Below are 15,814 nucleotides of genomic sequence, written 5' to 3' on the forward strand. Positions count from 1 at the left end.
GGCCCCGGCCGCGGGCCGCGCCGTTCCCTGCTCGGGACCGTGCGCCGTCATGTTCACCAGTCGACCCCCAGAGCCGCGGCCGCCGCCACTCCGGAGCGGCAGCCGTCCTCGTGGAAGCCCCAGCCGTGCCAGGCGCCGGCGAAGGCGCAGACGGGGCTGTTCAGCTCGGGCAGCCGGGCCTGGGCCGCGACGGACCCTGTGGTGTAGACGGGATGCTCGTACTCCATGCGGTCCAGCACCGTCGCCGGGTCGACGAGCGCGCCGCCGTTGAGCGTGACCAGGAACCGGTCGGGGGTGTCCAGGCGTTGCAGGCGGTTCATGTCGTAGCTGACCTGGACCGCTCCGGACTCCGCGTCGCAGGCGGGCAGCAGGTGGTTCCAGGACGCCTGCGCGGCGCGGCGGCGCGGCAGCACCGAGGCGTCCCCGTGCAGCTGGGCGGGGTTGCGCGAGTAGCGGAAGGCGCCGAGCACCTCGCGCTCGGCGCTCGTCGGTGCGTCCAGGACGGCGAGCGTCCGGTGCGGATGGAGCGCCAGCACCACGGCCCGGTACGCGCGGACCTCCCCGCTCGCGTCCTCGACCTGCGCGGCGGCGGCCTCCCGCACGACCCGGGTCACCGGTGTGCCGGTGCGGACCTGGTGCAGCTGCTTGGCGACCCGGCGCACGTACTCCTGCGACCCGCCGGTGACGGTGCGCCAGGTGGGCGAGCCGGTGACGGACAGCATGCCGTGGTGCTGCAGGAAGCGGAACAGGTACCTGGCCGGGTAGCCGAGGGCGACGTCGGCCGGGCAGGACCACACCGCGGAGACCACCGGGGTGAGGAAGTGCGCCACGAAGTAGGGCGAGAAGCCGTGCCGGCGGGCGAACGCGCCGACCGTGTCCGCCGGTCCGCCGGGCTGCTCGGGGGCCGCCAGGAGGGCGCGGGCGCTGCGGTGGAAGCGCGGCACCTCCGCGAGCATGCGCAGGTACCTGGGGTCGGCGGCGCGGCGCGGCTGCGCGAACAGGCCGCGCGGCCCGCGCGCGCCCGCGTACTCGAGTCCGCAGCCCTCGCAGCGCACGGACATGCTCATCTCCGACTCCTGCGTGCCGACGCCGAGCTCGGAGAAGAGCCGGAGCAGGTTCGGATAGGTGCGCCGGTTGTGCACGATGAAGCCGGTGTCCACGCGCTGCAGCACTCCGTGCGCGTCGACCCGGTCATGGGTGTGCGCGTGCCCGCCGAGCCGGTCGTCGGCCTCGTACAGCGTCACGTCGAACCGCCGCTGCAACACGTGCGCCGCAGTCAGCCCGGCCACCCCGCTGCCGACCACCGCGACCCGCTCCCGCTCCATCACGACTCTCCCCGCGCGCCGTCCGAACCCTCTCGTGGGGTATTCGGGGCAGCGGCGCGCACGGATGGGTGCGGAACGCCGACGGCTCCCCGCCGGGTTCGGCGGGGAGCCGTCAGTCGATCGTGGGCCGGGTGTGGCGGCTGCTCAGGCGACGTCCTTGCGGGTCACGCCCAGGTAGCCGACGAGTGCGGCGATGACCGCGGCCAGGACGAGGCTGACCCAGCCGGTCCCCCAGTCCAGACCGCCGCGCTGCTGCGAGACGCCCATCCAGTCCGCGAAGGAGGCCCCCAGCGGGCGGGTCACCACGTAGGCGAACCAGAACGCGAAGATCGGGTTCAGGCCGGCCTTCCAGTGCCCCAGCGTCGGGATCGCGATCAGCCCGGCGAAGAGCAGGCCGGAGGAGAAGTAGCCCAGGTGCAGCGTGGTCGCCGTCATGTCGCCGGTGGCGGTGCCGAGGGCGAAGGTGGTGAGCACGGTGGCCCAGTAGAAGAGCTCGCGCCGGCGGGTGGTGATGCTGTGGATCGAGAGGGTCTTCTCCGTGGCGTACCAGAGCCCGAAGATCGCCGCGAGCACGAGGGCGAAGAAGGACGCCGACACCACGTAGGCGATCCCGAACTGGACGTGCAGCACGTCCGCCGCCATGGTGCCGAAGACGCTGACCATCACGACCGCGGTCCAGTAGATCGCGGCCGAGTACCGCTTCACCCCCAGCTGGACGGCCAGCGAGAGCACCAGCACGAGGCCGGCCGCCGCGACGGTCAGCTGCGGGTCGAACCGCTTCACCAGGAAGTCGGAGGTGGTCTCGCCCATGCCGGTGGTGAGCACCTTGATGATCCAGAAGAGCGCGGTGACTTCCGGAACCTTGCTCAGCGCCTGGCGGGCCTGGGCGCCGGGACGCGACTGCAGCAGTTGATCTCTCGCCATGGAGGGAGAGCCTTCCACACGAACGCGTGCCGCCCGCGCGCGGGCGGCACGCGTGGGGAGATTTTCACCAACTTATGGAATGGGTCATTCCGCCCACGTGCGCCGGAAGGGCGTCAAACCCGACGGCGCAACGTCCCGCGTCAGCCCTCGATCCGGCGCACGATCTCCTCGCACACCTCGTGCGTACGCAGCGCGTCCCGCGCGTCGAGGACCTTGCCCGCCCGAACGGCGTCGAGGAAGGCGAGCACGACCTGCTCGATCCCGCGCTGCCGCGCGACCGGCACCCAGTCCCCGCGCCTGGTGAGCGTCTGACCGCCGTCGTGGTCGACCACGTCCGCCAGGTTGACGACCACCCGCTTGGCGTCGCCCCCGGAGACCTCCAGCACCTCCTCGGTCGAGCCGCTCAGCCGGTTCATGATCCCGAGCGCGGTGAACCCGTCCCCGCCCAGGGTCAGCACCACGTGCTCCACCAGCCCGTCGCCGTTGCGACGGCAGCGCACGTCCAGGTGCTCGATCTCGCCGGGAACCAGGAACCGCAGCGTGTCGACCACGTGCACGAAGTCGTCGTAGACCAGCGTCCGCGCCGCCTCGGCCAGCCCCACCCGGTTCTTCTGCAGCACGATCAGATCCCGAGGCGCCTGCCCGGCGCGCACGTACCCGGGCGCGTGCCTCCGGTTGAACCCCACCATCAGCGAGCGCCCTCGTCGCTCCGCCAGCTCCACCAGCCGACGCGCGCCCTCCAGCGTGTAGTCGAGCGGCTTGTCGACGTACACGTCCACGTCCGCCTGGAGCAGCCGCTCGACGATGGGCACGTGCTGGTCCGTCGCGGCGTGCACGAACGCCGCCCGGATCCCGCTCCCGATCAGCTCCCCCAGATCCGTGAACCGCGCCCCGGCACCGACCCGGTGCGCGTCCCCCAACCGGTCCAGCTTCGCCCGGTCCCGCGTCATCAACCGCAGATCCAGCCCCGGCAGCGCCCCGAGCACCGGCAGGTACGCCTTCTGCGCGATGTCCCCCAGACCCACCACTCCCACCGGAAGCAGGTCGTCGGCCGCCAGGGAATCAGGCATGAGCGCTCCAATCGCACGGATCATCGGAAGGATCTGACGGCCTAGCATGCCACCCATGTACGCATGGGAACGGTTCCGGTCCATGGTCCTGGCGACGGCCTGGGACGACATCGAGTTCGCCCGCCCCCGGGTCGGGCCCGAGCACGTCGAGGCGCTGGTGGGGTTCTACTGGACGCTGGAGGAGTGGCCGCAGCGCATCGCGCTGGTGCAGCTGGTGCAGGACAGGAAGGAACCGGCTCTCAAGCCGGTCATGCTCGACGTGCTGCGGGCGCCGCTCACGTCGGACCGGGAGAACGTGGAGCTGACCATGGCCGCCGCGTTGCGCATCATCGACGACCGCTACGACACGTTCATGAGGTTCTACGAGGACCGGGAGGCCCTGCACGCGGCGGTGCGCGAGGCGCGCGAGGCCCACGGCTCTCCCGCCGAGGAAAGGTGATCCACTTGTGACCGGCCGGGGGTCGGCCCGCGGGCTGCGATCACTACGGTAGGGCGTTGTGCGAGACGACCACCCCACCTCCGACCAGGACCGACTGCCCACGCGGGTCTGGCCGCGCAACCTCGCGCTGGCGCTCGGGGCCGCCGCGGTGACGTTCGTGGGGCTCAGGACTCTGGAGCCCGCCGCGGACACGTCCGGCACGACGGCCGACCGGCCCGCCCAGGCGGTCGTCACCCCGAAGGCCTCGGCGTCTGCCTCCGCGTCCGCGCCGGGCGTCTCGACCCGGCCGCAGGTGCCGCTGCGTCAGGCGTTTCCCGCCCAGGTGAAGGCGGGTGGCGCCGTCTACACGAAGGTGGGCGCGGCCACCTTGTCCTCGTGCACCCTGGCGGACTCGGTCGGTCCCCGGCTCATCGCGATGATCAACACGAGCCACGGCTGTGTGGGCGAGCAGGTCGCGCTGTACAAGGACAAGCAGGACGACCAGTTCAACCTGGCGGTCTTCACCATGAAGGACCCCGAGGACACGCTCCGGATGGTCAACGAACTCAGCATGGCCTTCCAGGACTTCGAGGTCGGCGCCCAGGCGCCGCCGCCGTCCTCCGGGCTGCGCACCCTGCCGCCGGACAGCACCATGGTCCAGGCGTTCACCGGCTCCGGGCGGGCGATGGTCGTCGGGCTCGGCCAGTGGTCGGACGGCCGTGCCGCCGACCTCCAGGGGCTGGAGGACCGGCTCCAACCCCTGCAGGACGCCGTGGGCAGGACCGTCTTCGCCTACGAATCCCACCGCTGAGCCCGATCGAGAGGCCTCTCCCATGCCGGCCCGCCCCCGCATCCTGTTCGTGACGGACCTCGCCTACCAGGCGCGGGGCCGCCGCTACTGCGACGAGGACATCTTCCTGACCTCCCGGCTGCGGGACGACTTCGACATCGCCCTGTGCCACCCGCTGGACGCCGTCGCGCTCATGGACGCCTTCTCGGCGGTGGTCGTCCGCAACAGCGGGCCGGTGCTGCACTACCAGGCCGGGTACGAGGCGTTCCGGGCGCAGGCGGTCGCGCGCGGGACGCGGGTCTACAACCCGCTCACCGGGCGCGGCGACATGGCCGGCAAGCAGTACCTGTTGGACCTGACCGCCGCCGGGTACCCGGTCATCCCCACCGTCGACCGGCCGCAGGACCTGTACGGGCTGCCCGAGGCCGAGGCGTACGTGGTCAAGCCGAAGGTCGGCGCCGACTCCATCGGGCTCCACGTCGTCACGCCCGAGCAGCTGGACGGTCTTCCCTTCGGCGACGTCCTGGTCCAGCCGCGGATCGACTTCCGCCACGAGGTGTCGTTCTACTTCGTCGACGACACCTGCCGGTACGCCCTGTACGCGCCCGACCCGGAGCGGCGTTGGGCCCTTGCGCCCTACGAGCCGACCGACGCCGACCTCGCCTTCGCCCGCCGCTTCGTCGACTGGAACACCCTCGACCACGGCGTCCAGCGGGTGGACGCCTGCCGCACCCAGGACGGCGGACTCCTGCTGGTCGAGCTGGAGGACCTCAACCCCTACCTGTCGCTGGACCTGCTGACGGACCAGGCCCGCGACGCGTTCGTCACCGACCTGACCGCCTCCCTGCACCGCTTCCTCGACGCGCCGCCGGCCGACGGCGCGCACCACGGGGCGGCCCGCGGTTGAGTACCCGACTGAGTACTGCCGCGTACTTCCACTCATGACCCGCCGCCCCGCCGCACGCGATGATCGCCCCATGCTCAGTGACCTCGCCCGTTGTGTCGTGCCCGTGCTCGGGCGGTTCCGTGTCGGTCCGGGCCGGCTTCCGCAGGGGCCGTGCATCGTCGCGGTCAACCACAGCTCGCTGATCGACCCCGGCGTGGTGCTGGCGGCACTCGGCCGGATGGGCGAGCGTCAGCCGGTGGTGCTGGCCACGGCCGGGCTGTGGCGGATCCCGGTGCTCGGCCGGGTGCTGCGGGCCGAGGGGCACATCCCGGTGCACCGGGGCACGGCGCAGGCCGCCGCCGCGCTGGAGGCGGCCGAGCGGGAGCTGCGCCGCGGCCGGGTGGTGGTGATCTACCCGGAGGGACGGATCCCCCCGCGTCCGGACTCCGCCGACGCGACGCCGCAGGAGTTCCGCAGCGGGCTGGCCCGGCTCGCCCTGGCCACCGGCGCGCCGGTGGTGCCGCTGGGTCAGGCGGGTTCGCGGCGGATCACGTCCGGCAGCACGTTCAAGCAAGTGGCCGGGGTGGCGACCGCGCCGGTGCGGCGGCCGCGGGTCCAGGTCTGCCTGGGCGCGCCCATCCGGCTTTCGGGGCCGGTCCCGCAGGCGACGGAGCAGGCCCGGACGGCCGTGACCGAGGCCTGGCGGACTGCGGTGGACGGACTCGGCGCGAAGCAGCCCCGCCGCCGCTCGTCCCGGCGGCGGGGCGAACGGCCGGCGACCCGCGGCTCCCTCACCGAGTGCGGAGGGCCGTCCCGGCCGCGAGGATGAGGGCATGTCCAGCAAGGTCGTGCTCGTCACCGGAGCCTCGTCCGGCATCGGCGAGGCCGTCGCCGTCGCCCTGCAGTCACGCGGCTGCACCGTCTACGCCGCGGCCCGGCGGACCGGGCGCATGGCGCACCTGGCCGACCGCGGCATCCGGCCGCTGCCCCTCGACGTCACCGATCCGGCGTCCTGCCGGACCGCGGTGGAGAAGATCACCGAGGACTGCGGCGGCGTCGACGTCCTGGTGAACAACGCCGGCTACGGCTCCTACGGCGCCGTCGAGGACGTGCCGCTGCGGGAGGCGCGCGCGCAGTTCGACGTGAACGTCTTCGGCTGCGCGGAGCTGATCCGTCTGGTCCTGCCGCACATGCGGGAGCGCCGCAGCGGCCGGATCGTCAACGTCGGCTCGATGGGCGGCCGCATCCACACGCCGCTGGGCGGCTGGTACCACGCCACCAAGTTCGCCCTGGAGGGGCTCAGCGACTGTCTGCGCCTGGAACTGAAGCCGTTCGGCATCGACGTCGTCGTGGTCGAGCCCGGCAGCATCCGCACCGAGTGGGGCGGCATCGCCGCGAAGAAGCTCAGGGAGACCTCCGGTCACGGCCCCTACGCGGGCCAGGCCCAGGCGATGGCCCGGACCCTGGACGGCGAGGCGAACACCCGCTTCGTCTCACCGCCCTCCGTGGTGGCCGAGGCGGTCGTGCGCGCCGTCACCGCGCCACGCCCTCGCACCCGCTACGTCGTGGGTGCGGGCGCACGCCCGCTGATCGTGCTGCGCGGCGTGCTGCCCGACCGGGCGTTCGACACGCTGATGCGCGTCGCCAACCGGCTGCCGGGCTGACCGCGCTCCGGCAGGCGGCCGGTGGGCCGGCCCGTCGGGAGGCCTCCCGCTCATCCGTTGACCCTGCGGCGCAGTCGCACCGTCGCCAGAGCGAGCAGTCCCACGGCGACGGCGGCCAGCACCGCCAGCTGCCGGGCGATGGAGAGCAGGTCGCCGTGACGCGAGAGCAGCTCGGTCCAGGCGTCGACCGCCCAGGACTGCGGCGTCGCGTGGCCCACGGTTCGCAACCAGGCGGGGACGATGGCGAGCGGCCACATGCAGCCGCCCAGCATGCCCAGGGTGATGCCGACGGCGGGACCGATCGCGCTCGCCTGTTCCGGGGTCCGGAACAGCGTCCCCGACAGGACCCCTGCGCCGGTCCCCACCAACGCCCAGACGGCGACCAGCGCGAAGGCGGCGACGGGGTCGCCCCAGTGGACGCCGAAGGCCACCGCCCCGACCAGCACGATGACCAGGGACTGGAGCAACGCGAGAGCGAGGTAGGCGAGGGTCTCCCCCAGGACGACGGCTCGGGCTCCCGCCGGGGTCGCCATCACGCGGGCGTAGACGCCAAGCCCTCTGGTCGAGACGATCGACGCCCCGCCGGCCAGGGCGTTGAGGAAGACGAAGAGCACCAGCATCGTCGGGGTGCTGTAGCTGAACCCCGCGGGCAGGAACTGGCTGCCTCCGCCGACGACCACCTGTTGGACCGTGATCGGCGCGGCCCCGGCCTGCTGCGAGCGGGCCAGGGCCAGTCTCTGGTCGAAGCCACCGCCCTGCTCGGACAGCGCGAAGCGGGCGGCCTGGATCCTGGCTCCCTGCTCGGCCACGGTGGTGGACACCGCCGCGGCCGCGGCCGGCCCCGCAGTCCCGTTGCCCTCCACCAGGATCGGCACGCTCACGTTCCGGCCGCCGCGCAGGGCGGAGTCCAGGCCGGGCGGCACCAGGACCACGGCGTCGAGTTCGCTGCGCCGGAGTGAGGCGCGGGCCTGCGCCTCGTCGGTGTAGTCGTGCACGCGCAGCGCGCTCGACCCGTGCAGTTCGGTGACCAGCTCCCGGGCCAGCGGTCCGCCACCGGTCTGGACGACGCCGACCCGGAACTGCCCGAATCCGGTCACGGTCGCGCCGATGATGACGATGACCGCGACGGGGAGCAGGAAGGCGAAGAACAGCGCGGTGCGGTCGCGGAGCATGCGACGCACGGTGGCGCCGGCGACGGCGAGGGCGGCGGTCACGGCTGCCTCCTCGACCGGACGACGAGGGCCGTCAGGGCGACGACGACCAGGGAGAAGACCGCGATCCCGAGCAGGGGCGCCCCTACCACGCCGATCCCGCGGGCGCCTGTGCCGAGGTCGGTGAAGCCTCGCAGTGCCCAGCCGTTGGGCGTGAAGAGAGCCAGGCGGCGCAGCAGCGGCGGCTCCTGCGAGACGAAGACGAAGTTGCCGCCGGCCAGCACGAGGGCGAACACCACGACCGCCGCCAGGCCCTCCGCCTGACGTTCGGTCCGCGCCAGTGCGATGGTGAGCGCGGTCAGGCAGACCACCGAGACCGAGATGCCGAGACAGAGCAGCGCGACGGCCGCCGGATTGCCCCAGTCGGCGCCGAAGAGCAGCGTCGAGCCGAGGACCATGGTGGCCAGGCTCGCGCCGCTGTAGACGAAGGTCGCCAGCGACTTTCCGACCACCGCGACGGTGCGCCCGACCGGCGCGGCCTGGATGCGGTCGAGTGTGCCGTGGGCCTGCTCGACGAAGTACCCCCGCGAGGTGTAGCCGACGGCGAACATCACGAAGAAGATGCCCATGGCCGGGGCGACGTAGCTGATCACTTTGAGCTTGTGGTCCGCGGCGCTCTGCTGGACGGGTGTCTCGGGCAGGCGCTGCTCGACGGCCGAGGCGGTCAGCCGGGCCAGGTCGGCGGGCGGCGCGCCCGCGGCCAGGGCGGTCCGCACGGCGAGGCGGTCGGCGTTGACCTGGGCGACGAAGGACTGGGAGACGGCGGTGGCGACCTGTCCGGCCAGGGCGTTGTCGACGTCGGCGCGGACCTGGACCGGTCTCGGGGCACCGCCGCCGGTCACCGCGGCGGTGAAGCCGGCCGGGACCACGATCACGGCCTGCACGGTGTGGTGGCCGATGGCCGCGTCGGCGGCGGCCCGGTCCCGGTAGTCGTGGACGGCGAGGACGCCGGCGAGGTCCGGACTGTGCAGGGTCCGTTCCAGTCCGGCCGCGGCCGGACCGTGGTCGAGGTCGAGGTAGCCGACGGTGGCGTGGTAGGTGGTGACCTTGCTGAAGGCGAGCGCCATGAGTCCGGCGATCAGCAGCGGGGCGACGAAGCCGAGGACGAGCGCGGAGCGGTCCCGCAGGCGCTGCCGCAGGTCCTTCCCGGCGATGACGAGGGCGGGGTGCACGGCGCTCACTCCCGCAGGGCGGTGCCGGTGAGGTGGAGGAACACCGCCTCCAGGTCCGGCTCGTCGATCTCGACGGCGCGGATCTGCGCGCCGCTGCCGTGGGCGCGGTCCAGCAGAGCGGGCAGCAGGCTGCGCGCCTCGCGTGCCACGACGTGGACGCCGTCCTCCACGACGTCCGCGGCCTCCACCCCGGCGGTGGCGCGGCAGGCGGCGGCGAGGGCTCCGAGGTCGCCGACGGCGGTGAGCCGGATCCGGTCGCGCTCGGCGACCAGGGCGACCAGCTCGCGACGGGTTCCCTCGGCGACCAGGCGGCCGTGGTCGATGATGCCGACGCGGTCGCAGAGTCGCTCGGCCTCCTCCATGTAGTGGGTGGTGTACAGCACGGCCATCCCCGCCTCGCCGAAGCGGCGCACGCTCTCCAGGATGGCGTGGCGGCTCTGCGGGTCGACGCCCACGGTCGGCTCGTCCAGCACGAGGAGTGTGGGGCTGTGCACCAGCCCGGCGCCGATGTTGAGCCGCCGTCGCATGCCGCCCGAGAGGGACTCGACCCGGTCCCCGGCACGGGTGGTGAGATCGACCAGTTCGAGCACCTCCGCGACGCGCTGCTCGAGCCGCCTGCGCGGCATCCGGTGCAGTCGCCCGAAGAAGCGCAGGTTCTCGCGGACCGTCAGATCGGGGTAGAGGGCCACGTCCTGGGGGACGTAGCCGATGTGCCGCTTGGCCTCGCGCGCTTCGGGCCGCACCGGCCGTCCGAGGACGGTGATCCGACCGGCGTCCGCGCGCAGCAGGCCGCAGACGAGCCGGATGGTCGTGGTCTTGCCGGCGCCGTTGGGACCCAGCAGGCCGTAGGTCTCGCCCGGCCGCACGGCCAGCGAGAGGGCGTCGACGGCGGTGCGCTCGCCGAACCTCCGGACCAGGTGCTCGCACCGGAGCACGGGTGCCTCGGCTTCCGCGCCCTGGCCGGGCCGCTCGACCGGTGCCGCTTGCGTCTCCATCCCTCCACCGTGCGGTCCCGCCCACTGCCCCGGGAGGGCCGGACAGCCCCTCGAACCGCCGCCGAGCGGCCCCGGTCGGGTGCGCCCGGCCCGGGGCCTGTGCCCCGGCGGCGCGTAGCGTGGAAAGGGGTCGTTGGCGGCGCAGTGCGCGCCCGACGCAGGAGGCCGGACCATGTACTTCGCCGACCGGACCGAGGCTGGACGACGCTTGGCCGGGCGTCTGCGGGAGGCGAAGGCCGCCACGGGGACGTGGTGGTGCTGGGCCTGCCCCGGGGCGGTGTGCCGGTCGCGGCGGAGGTCGCGGAAGCGCTGGGCGCGCCGCTCGACGTCCTCGTCGTCCGGAAGCTGGGGGTTCCGTTCCAGCCCGAACTCGGCATGGGCGCGATCGGCGAGGAGGGTGTCCGCGTCGTCAACGAGGCCGTCGTCCGAACCGCGCGGACCGCACCGGACGAGCTGGCGGAGGTCGAGGCACGCGAGCGGGCCGAGCTGGAGCGGAGGGTGCGCCGCTACCGCGGCGACCGCCCGCCTCTTCCCCTTGACGGCCGGACGGTCATCATCGTGGACGACGGCGTCGCGACCGGTTCGACGGCCCGCGCCGCCTGCCTGATCGCCCGCCGTCGGGGCGCGTCCCGGGTGATGCTGGCTGTTCCCGTCGCCCCGCGCGACTGGGCGGTCGGACTGCGCGAGGTGGCCGACGCACTCGTCTGTCTGGACAACCCCAGCCCGTTCTTCGGCATCGGCCAGTTCTACGAGGACTTCAGCCAGACCACCGACGAACAGGTCGCCGCCTGCCTGCGCGAGGTCCCCGGCGCGGCCGGCGGAGCAGGAACCTCGCCGTCGAGGCGGGCCGGAGACCCGGCCGATCCCGAGGTGTCCGTGCCGGCGGGCGAGGTCGACCTGGCCGGGCGGCTGGCGACGCCGTCGCACGCCACCGGCGTCGTGGTCTTCGCGCACGGCAGCGGCAGCAGCCGGCACAGCCCTCGAAACCGTCAGGTCGCTGACGCCCTGGGCCGGGCCGGGCTGGCCACCCTCCTGTTCGACCTGCTCACCGCGGACGAGGAGCACGACCGCGCCAACGTCTTCGACACCGCGCTGCTCGCCGAGCGGCTGACCGGAGCGACCCGCTGGCTCGAGAGCCGCCGGGAGGTCCGCGGCCTTCCCCTCGGATACTTCGGCGCCAGCACCGGTGCCGCCGCGGCACTGTGGGCAGCGGCGGAGCCCGGCTCGCCGGTGGGGGCCGTCGTCTCACGCGGCGGTCGCCCCGATCTCGCGGACGGACGGCTGCCTGAGGTCGCCGCACCCACCCTGCTCGTCGTCGGCGGTCGCGACCCTCTGGTGCTCGACCTCAACCGCCGCGCCCAGAGCATGCTGCGCTGCGAGAACCGACTCGCGGTCGTGCCCGGCGCCACCCATCTGTTCGAGGAACCCGGCGCCCTGGAGACCGTGGCGGATCTGGCCGCCGAGTGGTTCACCCGGCACCTGCGGTGACCCGCCCGCCGCCGCGCCGAGGCGTTCAGGTGGTGGGCGCGTTCCCGCGCCCGTCTCCGGCTTCGAGCTCGCAGTCCGATCCGGGGAAGACCTCCCCGCGATGGCCGTCCTCGAACTCCACGAGATACGGCGGCCCCCCGTCCGGACCCCGTACCTCCACGATCCGCCCCAGCCGGTCGTGGTCGCCCACCCGGTGGCTGAGGAATCTCAACCTGTCTCCCACGGTGGCGTTCATGTCTTCCTCCGTTCCGTCGGGGTCGGTGCGGTGAGCTGTCCTCCCGGCCGACTGCTCGTCATCCATCCTGTTCGAGCCGTTCGGGACGCCGCGGCGGACCGCCCCGCCGACTCGTCCGATCGTCAGGGCCCGGCTTGTCCGGCCGGGTCCGAGCGCGGTGGGCAAGGCGCAGCTCGATCCCGACCCTCGGCGGTTGCTGGAGGGAGTTCACGACGGTGCACCGGTTGAGCACGTCGCGCACACCCTCACGGTCGCTCAGGCCCAACGGCGTGCGCAGCCTGACCGCGAGGCGGATGGCGGTCACCCGTGCCGGCCCCGTGCCACGGCTTTCGTAGTGGGCACGGACCTCGACGTGGCGTCGACTCAACCCGCGCGACTCCAGGTACTCGCCCACGCGCGCGGCCGCGCAGACGGCGGCCGAGGCCGCCAGAAGCTCCGCGCCGGTGGGCGCCAGGCCGAAAGGCCCGCCTGCGGTGGTGAAGACGTGCCGCCCGTCCGCCGTCGCGCACCACGCGCTGTAGCCCGTGGCCTGCGCCTCGACGGTTCCCTGCTCGCGGCATGTGAGGGCCCGATCTCCGAACTCCGCGCGGGCGGCCTCACCCATGAGCCGGCCCGCGAGGAGGCGGGCCTGCGCCGGGGTCAGCTCCGCGCGGGCTCCCGGGAGAGGGGAGTCCGGGGGCCCGATGCCCACGACGACACGGCCGTCCGGCCGTTCCTGCTCCTTCTGACGAACGACGCTCACGTGTACCGGATCCGCGGAGGGCTCACGCGACGTGCTCGCCGCGAGCCGCGTGTCGGTTTCCTGCATGGTGCTCACTCCCAGGTCCGTTCCGTCCGACGGCCCCCGCTGTCCCCACGGTCCCAACCGGCCACGGGTCGGCCCAGAGCCGTCAGGGCCCTTCACCGACCGCCGACCGGCCCCATCACCGGACGGGGACGGGCGGTCACCGGCCGTACAGGGAGCACGGGCGACCGCCCTGGGTGCCGGCAGAACCCGCCCGCGTCCGGGCCCGGTCGGCAGGTCGGGCCGAGGGCACGCGGGTAGCGTGGAAGGCATCTGCAGGACACCGCTCCCAGCGGCCCGACCAAGGCGGCGCACCGGCGGCGACCACACGATGGGAAACCCTGCCATGACATCCCCGACCACACCCGCACCGCTCAGCGCCAAGCGCTGGAACCTCAGCCTCGACCTCTTCGAGGAGGGCGACGAGACCAAGGCCCACGCCGTGCTGGAGACCCAGGAACGCACCCTAGAGGGCCGGGGCTCGGCGCACCGCAATCCCCACGACGCCTCGATCCCGGAGATCGGCGACGAGTACGCGGCCGGCCGGGCCCTGATCGAACTCGGCAGGCAGCTCCTGCGCGCCGGGGAGACCGACGCCGCCGCGGAGTCGGACGGCCGCTTCGGCTGACCGCGGTGTCAGCCGCTGAGGTGGCCGGATCCCCGGTCCCGCGCTTGGATCGAGGTGGCGGCACCCGCCGCGCCCCCGTCGCCCCCGTCGCCCCCGCGGAGTCGTCCCCCTCGTGACCGATCCCGTCCCCCAGGAGTCCGGCTCTCCCGCCGAGCGCGTGGGCGAGGCGGTCCTGCACGCGCTGTTCACCCAGTCGCCGACGAGCCTGTACGTGTTCGACGGGGAGCTGCGCCTGGTGCGGGTCAACTCCGCCGCCCGGTTCTTCCGCGAGGTCGCGGACCAGGAGCTGCTCGGCCGGTCGCTGCGCCAGATCCTGCCCGTCTTCGACGTCGCCGACGCCGGACGTCTGGAGCAGATCGCGCGGCGGGTCCTGGAGACGGGGCAACCCGTGAACGGTCTCCGGATCCGGCTGCGCGGCCGCAGCGACCCGCCGGCCGAGGTGCTGACCTCGGCGGCGCTGTTTCGCCTGCACGACGAGGACGGCGCGGTGCTGGGCGTCTGCGCCACACTCACCGACATCACCGCGCAGGTGCGGGCCGAGGAAGGCCTGCGCCTGCTCAACGTGGCGGCCACGCGCCTCGGGTCGACGCTCGACATGTTCCGCATCGCCGCGGAGTTCTGCGACCTCGCAGTCCCGCAGTTCGCCGACTCGGTGGTCGTCGACCTGTACGACAGCGTCCTTCGCGGCCGCGCGCCCGCCGTCGACTCGGCCGAGCGTGGAGCGGCCGTGCGGCGGGCCGGACTGCTCTCGGTCACCGGGGGCCGGGCGCACGACGATCCTCCCGTCGGCGAGCTGGTCACCTACCCGGGCGACTCGCCGCAGCACCGGGCGCTGGTCACGTGGACCACCCACCTGCTCGACGACGTCGACCCCGCCGTGTCCGGGGCGCGGTCCGTGCTCGCGGTCCCCGTTCGGGCCCGCGGGGTCGTCCTGGGCCTCGCCTGTTTCCTCCGGCGGCAGAACCCCCTGCCTTTCGACCAGGACGACCGGAGGCTGGCCGAACAGCTGACGGCCCACGCGGCCCTCTGCCTCGACAACGCCCGCCTCTACGCGCGGGAACGTTCGGCCGCCCGGGTCATGAAGGGCAGGGGCAGCCATCCGGACACGCCCGCGACGGTCGCAGTCGAGCTGGCCGGAAGCTACCGGCCGGCCGGTGACGGCGGCTCCTGGTTCGACGTGATCCCGCTCTCCAGCGCCCGGGTCGCACTCGTCGCGGGCCGCACCCCACTGGGCTCGGCCGCCGGTCCCGCGGCGATGTGCGAAGTGCGCGCGGCCGTCGAGGCGCTGTCCGACCTCGACCTGCCGCCCGAGGAGATCCTGGAACGGCTGCACGACCTGGCGGGAGGGTCGCGGCCCGACCTCGCGGACCCCGGGCGTCGCCCAGGTGACGCCGCGGGGAACGACACCGAGGCCGCGACCTGCCTCTACCTGGTCTACGACCCGGTGACCCTGACCTGCACCGCCGCGAGCGCCGGACATCCCTCCCCGGTCCTCCGGTTCCCCGACGGGACCGTGGAGATGCTCGACGTCCCCTCCGGGCCGGCACTGGGCTGCGGGCCGCCCGGGTTCCGGGCCGTCCGGCGCACCCTGCCGGCGGCCACCACCGTGCTGATCCACAACACCCCGCTGTCGCAGACACCCACGACGCAGGGGACCGAAGACCTGTTCGGCGAACTGCTCGGAGCATCCGACGCCTCGGGGGCCGACGACCTCCAGGCACGGTGCGACGGGCTCGCGGCCGCCCTGGCAGCCCGGCTGCCGACCCAGGACGTCCTCCTGGTGCTCGCCCGCACCCGCGTGCTCGGCGCGGACCGCACCGCCTCATGGACGCTGCCCAACGCCCCCGAGTCCGTCTCCCGGGCACGCCGCCTCGCGACCGGCCGACTCGCCTCGTGGGGACTCGGCGGTGAACTGGCCGAGAACACGGCCCTGGTCGTCAGCGAGCTGGTGACCAACGTCGTGCGGTACGCCGAAGGGCCCGTCCGGCTGGGACTCGTCCTGGCCGACACCCTGTTCTGCGAGGTTTCCGACGACAGCAGCACCGCCCCGCACCTGCGCCGGGCCCTGGACCAGGACGAGAACGGGCGCGGGCTCTTCATCACCGCCCAGCTGACCCAACGTTGGGGTGTGCGCAGGGACGGCCGCGGCAAGACCATCTGGACGGAGCAGCGGATCACCCCCGAGGACCGGTCCGGCTGACCTCCCCCGGGGTTCGCAGGCGCC

15 protein-coding genes and 1 pseudogene are annotated in these 15,814 nt (G+C 73.6%); 8 read left to right on the plus strand and 8 right to left on the minus strand.

Translation table 11 applies throughout. The features are described from left to right. Nucleotides 1-53: 53 nt before the first annotated feature. The 3 genes from BS83_RS10460 to BS83_RS10470 form a co-directional block, all read right to left on the minus strand. On the minus strand, nucleotides 54-1,325 hold the full coding sequence (locus BS83_RS10460; RefSeq protein ID WP_037603529.1) for an NAD(P)/FAD-dependent oxidoreductase: 1,272 nt from the start codon (nucleotides 1,323-1,325) through the stop codon (nucleotides 54-56). 144 nt (nucleotides 1,326-1,469) lie between these two features. Next, complete coding sequence (locus tag BS83_RS10465; protein WP_037603530.1) at nucleotides 1,470-2,249, minus strand: COG4705 family protein; 780 nt, start codon at nucleotides 2,247-2,249, stop codon at nucleotides 1,470-1,472. A 140-nt stretch (nucleotides 2,250-2,389) separates the two neighbouring features. After that, the gene (locus BS83_RS10470) at nucleotides 2,390-3,319 is read right to left on the minus strand and encodes a Gfo/Idh/MocA family protein (RefSeq protein ID WP_037603531.1); all 930 of its coding nucleotides are present in this window, start codon (nucleotides 3,317-3,319) and stop codon (nucleotides 2,390-2,392) included. A 55-nt stretch (nucleotides 3,320-3,374) separates the two neighbouring features. On the opposite strand from BS83_RS10470, the gene BS83_RS10475 reads away from it, so the two are divergent. The 5 genes from BS83_RS10475 (at nucleotide 3,375) to BS83_RS10495 (ending at nucleotide 7,077) form a co-directional block, all read left to right on the plus strand. Beyond that, a complete protein-coding gene (locus tag BS83_RS10475; RefSeq protein ID WP_037603532.1) occupies nucleotides 3,375-3,758 on the plus strand; it encodes a hypothetical protein in 384 nt (127 codons plus the stop codon). Nucleotides 3,759-3,816: 58 nt separating this feature from the next. After that, complete coding sequence (locus BS83_RS10480; protein WP_037603533.1) at nucleotides 3,817-4,548, plus strand: hypothetical protein; 732 nt, start codon at nucleotides 3,817-3,819, stop codon at nucleotides 4,546-4,548. 22 nt (nucleotides 4,549-4,570) lie between these two features. Next, nucleotides 4,571-5,434 (plus strand): ATP-grasp domain-containing protein, encoded by an 864-nt coding sequence (locus BS83_RS10485; RefSeq protein ID WP_051942904.1) that lies wholly within the window; start codon nucleotides 4,571-4,573, stop codon nucleotides 5,432-5,434. Nucleotides 5,435-5,504: 70 nt separating this feature from the next. Beyond that, nucleotides 5,505-6,242 (plus strand): lysophospholipid acyltransferase family protein, encoded by a 738-nt coding sequence (locus BS83_RS10490; RefSeq protein ID WP_063774144.1) that lies wholly within the window; start codon nucleotides 5,505-5,507, stop codon nucleotides 6,240-6,242. A 4-nt stretch (nucleotides 6,243-6,246) separates the two neighbouring features. Beyond that, nucleotides 6,247-7,077, plus strand: a complete 831-nt coding sequence (locus BS83_RS10495; protein ID WP_037603534.1) for an oxidoreductase — start codon at nucleotides 6,247-6,249, stop codon at nucleotides 7,075-7,077. A gap of 50 nt (nucleotides 7,078-7,127) precedes the next feature. On the opposite strand, the gene BS83_RS10500 is transcribed toward BS83_RS10495, so the two are convergent. From BS83_RS10500 to BS83_RS10510, 3 genes are read right to left on the minus strand one after another with little or no spacing between them, the layout of a single operon-like run. Beyond that, on the minus strand, nucleotides 7,128-8,291 hold the full coding sequence (locus BS83_RS10500; RefSeq protein ID WP_037603535.1) for an ABC transporter permease: 1,164 nt from the start codon (nucleotides 8,289-8,291) through the stop codon (nucleotides 7,128-7,130). Next, nucleotides 8,288-9,460, minus strand: coding sequence for an ABC transporter permease (locus BS83_RS10505; protein WP_037603536.1), 1,173 nt, complete (start codon nucleotides 9,458-9,460; stop codon nucleotides 8,288-8,290). Before BS83_RS10505 ends, BS83_RS10500 begins: the two co-directional genes overlap by 4 nt. Nucleotides 9,461-9,465: 5 nt before the next feature. Then, nucleotides 9,466-10,455, minus strand: a complete 990-nt coding sequence (locus BS83_RS10510; RefSeq protein ID WP_084713332.1) for an ABC transporter ATP-binding protein — start codon at nucleotides 10,453-10,455, stop codon at nucleotides 9,466-9,468. 172 nt (nucleotides 10,456-10,627) lie between these two features. On the opposite strand from BS83_RS10510, the pseudogene BS83_RS10515 reads away from it, so the two are divergent. Further along, nucleotides 10,628-11,943, plus strand: a pseudogene (locus BS83_RS10515) (phosphoribosyltransferase family protein). Nucleotides 11,944-11,968: 25 nt separating this feature from the next. Here BS83_RS10515 and BS83_RS10520 read toward each other — a convergent pair. Further along, on the minus strand, nucleotides 11,969-12,178 hold the full coding sequence (locus BS83_RS10520) for a DUF1918 domain-containing protein (protein WP_037608624.1): 210 nt from the start codon (nucleotides 12,176-12,178) through the stop codon (nucleotides 11,969-11,971). Nucleotides 12,179-12,236: 58 nt separating this feature from the next. Beyond that, nucleotides 12,237-12,920, minus strand: coding sequence for an OsmC family protein (locus BS83_RS46365; protein WP_198035206.1), 684 nt, complete (start codon nucleotides 12,918-12,920; stop codon nucleotides 12,237-12,239). 388 nt (nucleotides 12,921-13,308) lie between these two features. Here BS83_RS46365 and BS83_RS10530 point away from each other — a divergent pair, with 388 nt between their 5' ends. Further along, nucleotides 13,309-13,590: a dsRBD fold-containing protein gene (locus BS83_RS10530; protein ID WP_037603537.1), complete on the plus strand. Its 282-nt coding sequence runs from the start codon at nucleotides 13,309-13,311 to the stop codon at nucleotides 13,588-13,590. A 112-nt stretch (nucleotides 13,591-13,702) separates the two neighbouring features. Beyond that, nucleotides 13,703-15,790: an ATP-binding SpoIIE family protein phosphatase gene (locus BS83_RS10535; RefSeq protein ID WP_051942906.1), complete on the plus strand. Its 2,088-nt coding sequence runs from the start codon at nucleotides 13,703-13,705 to the stop codon at nucleotides 15,788-15,790. Nucleotides 15,791-15,814: the final 24 nt, after the last annotated feature.

This window comes from Streptacidiphilus rugosus AM-16, assembly GCF_000744655.1.
Lineage (GTDB): Bacteria > Actinomycetota > Actinomycetes > Streptomycetales > Streptomycetaceae > Streptacidiphilus > Streptacidiphilus rugosus.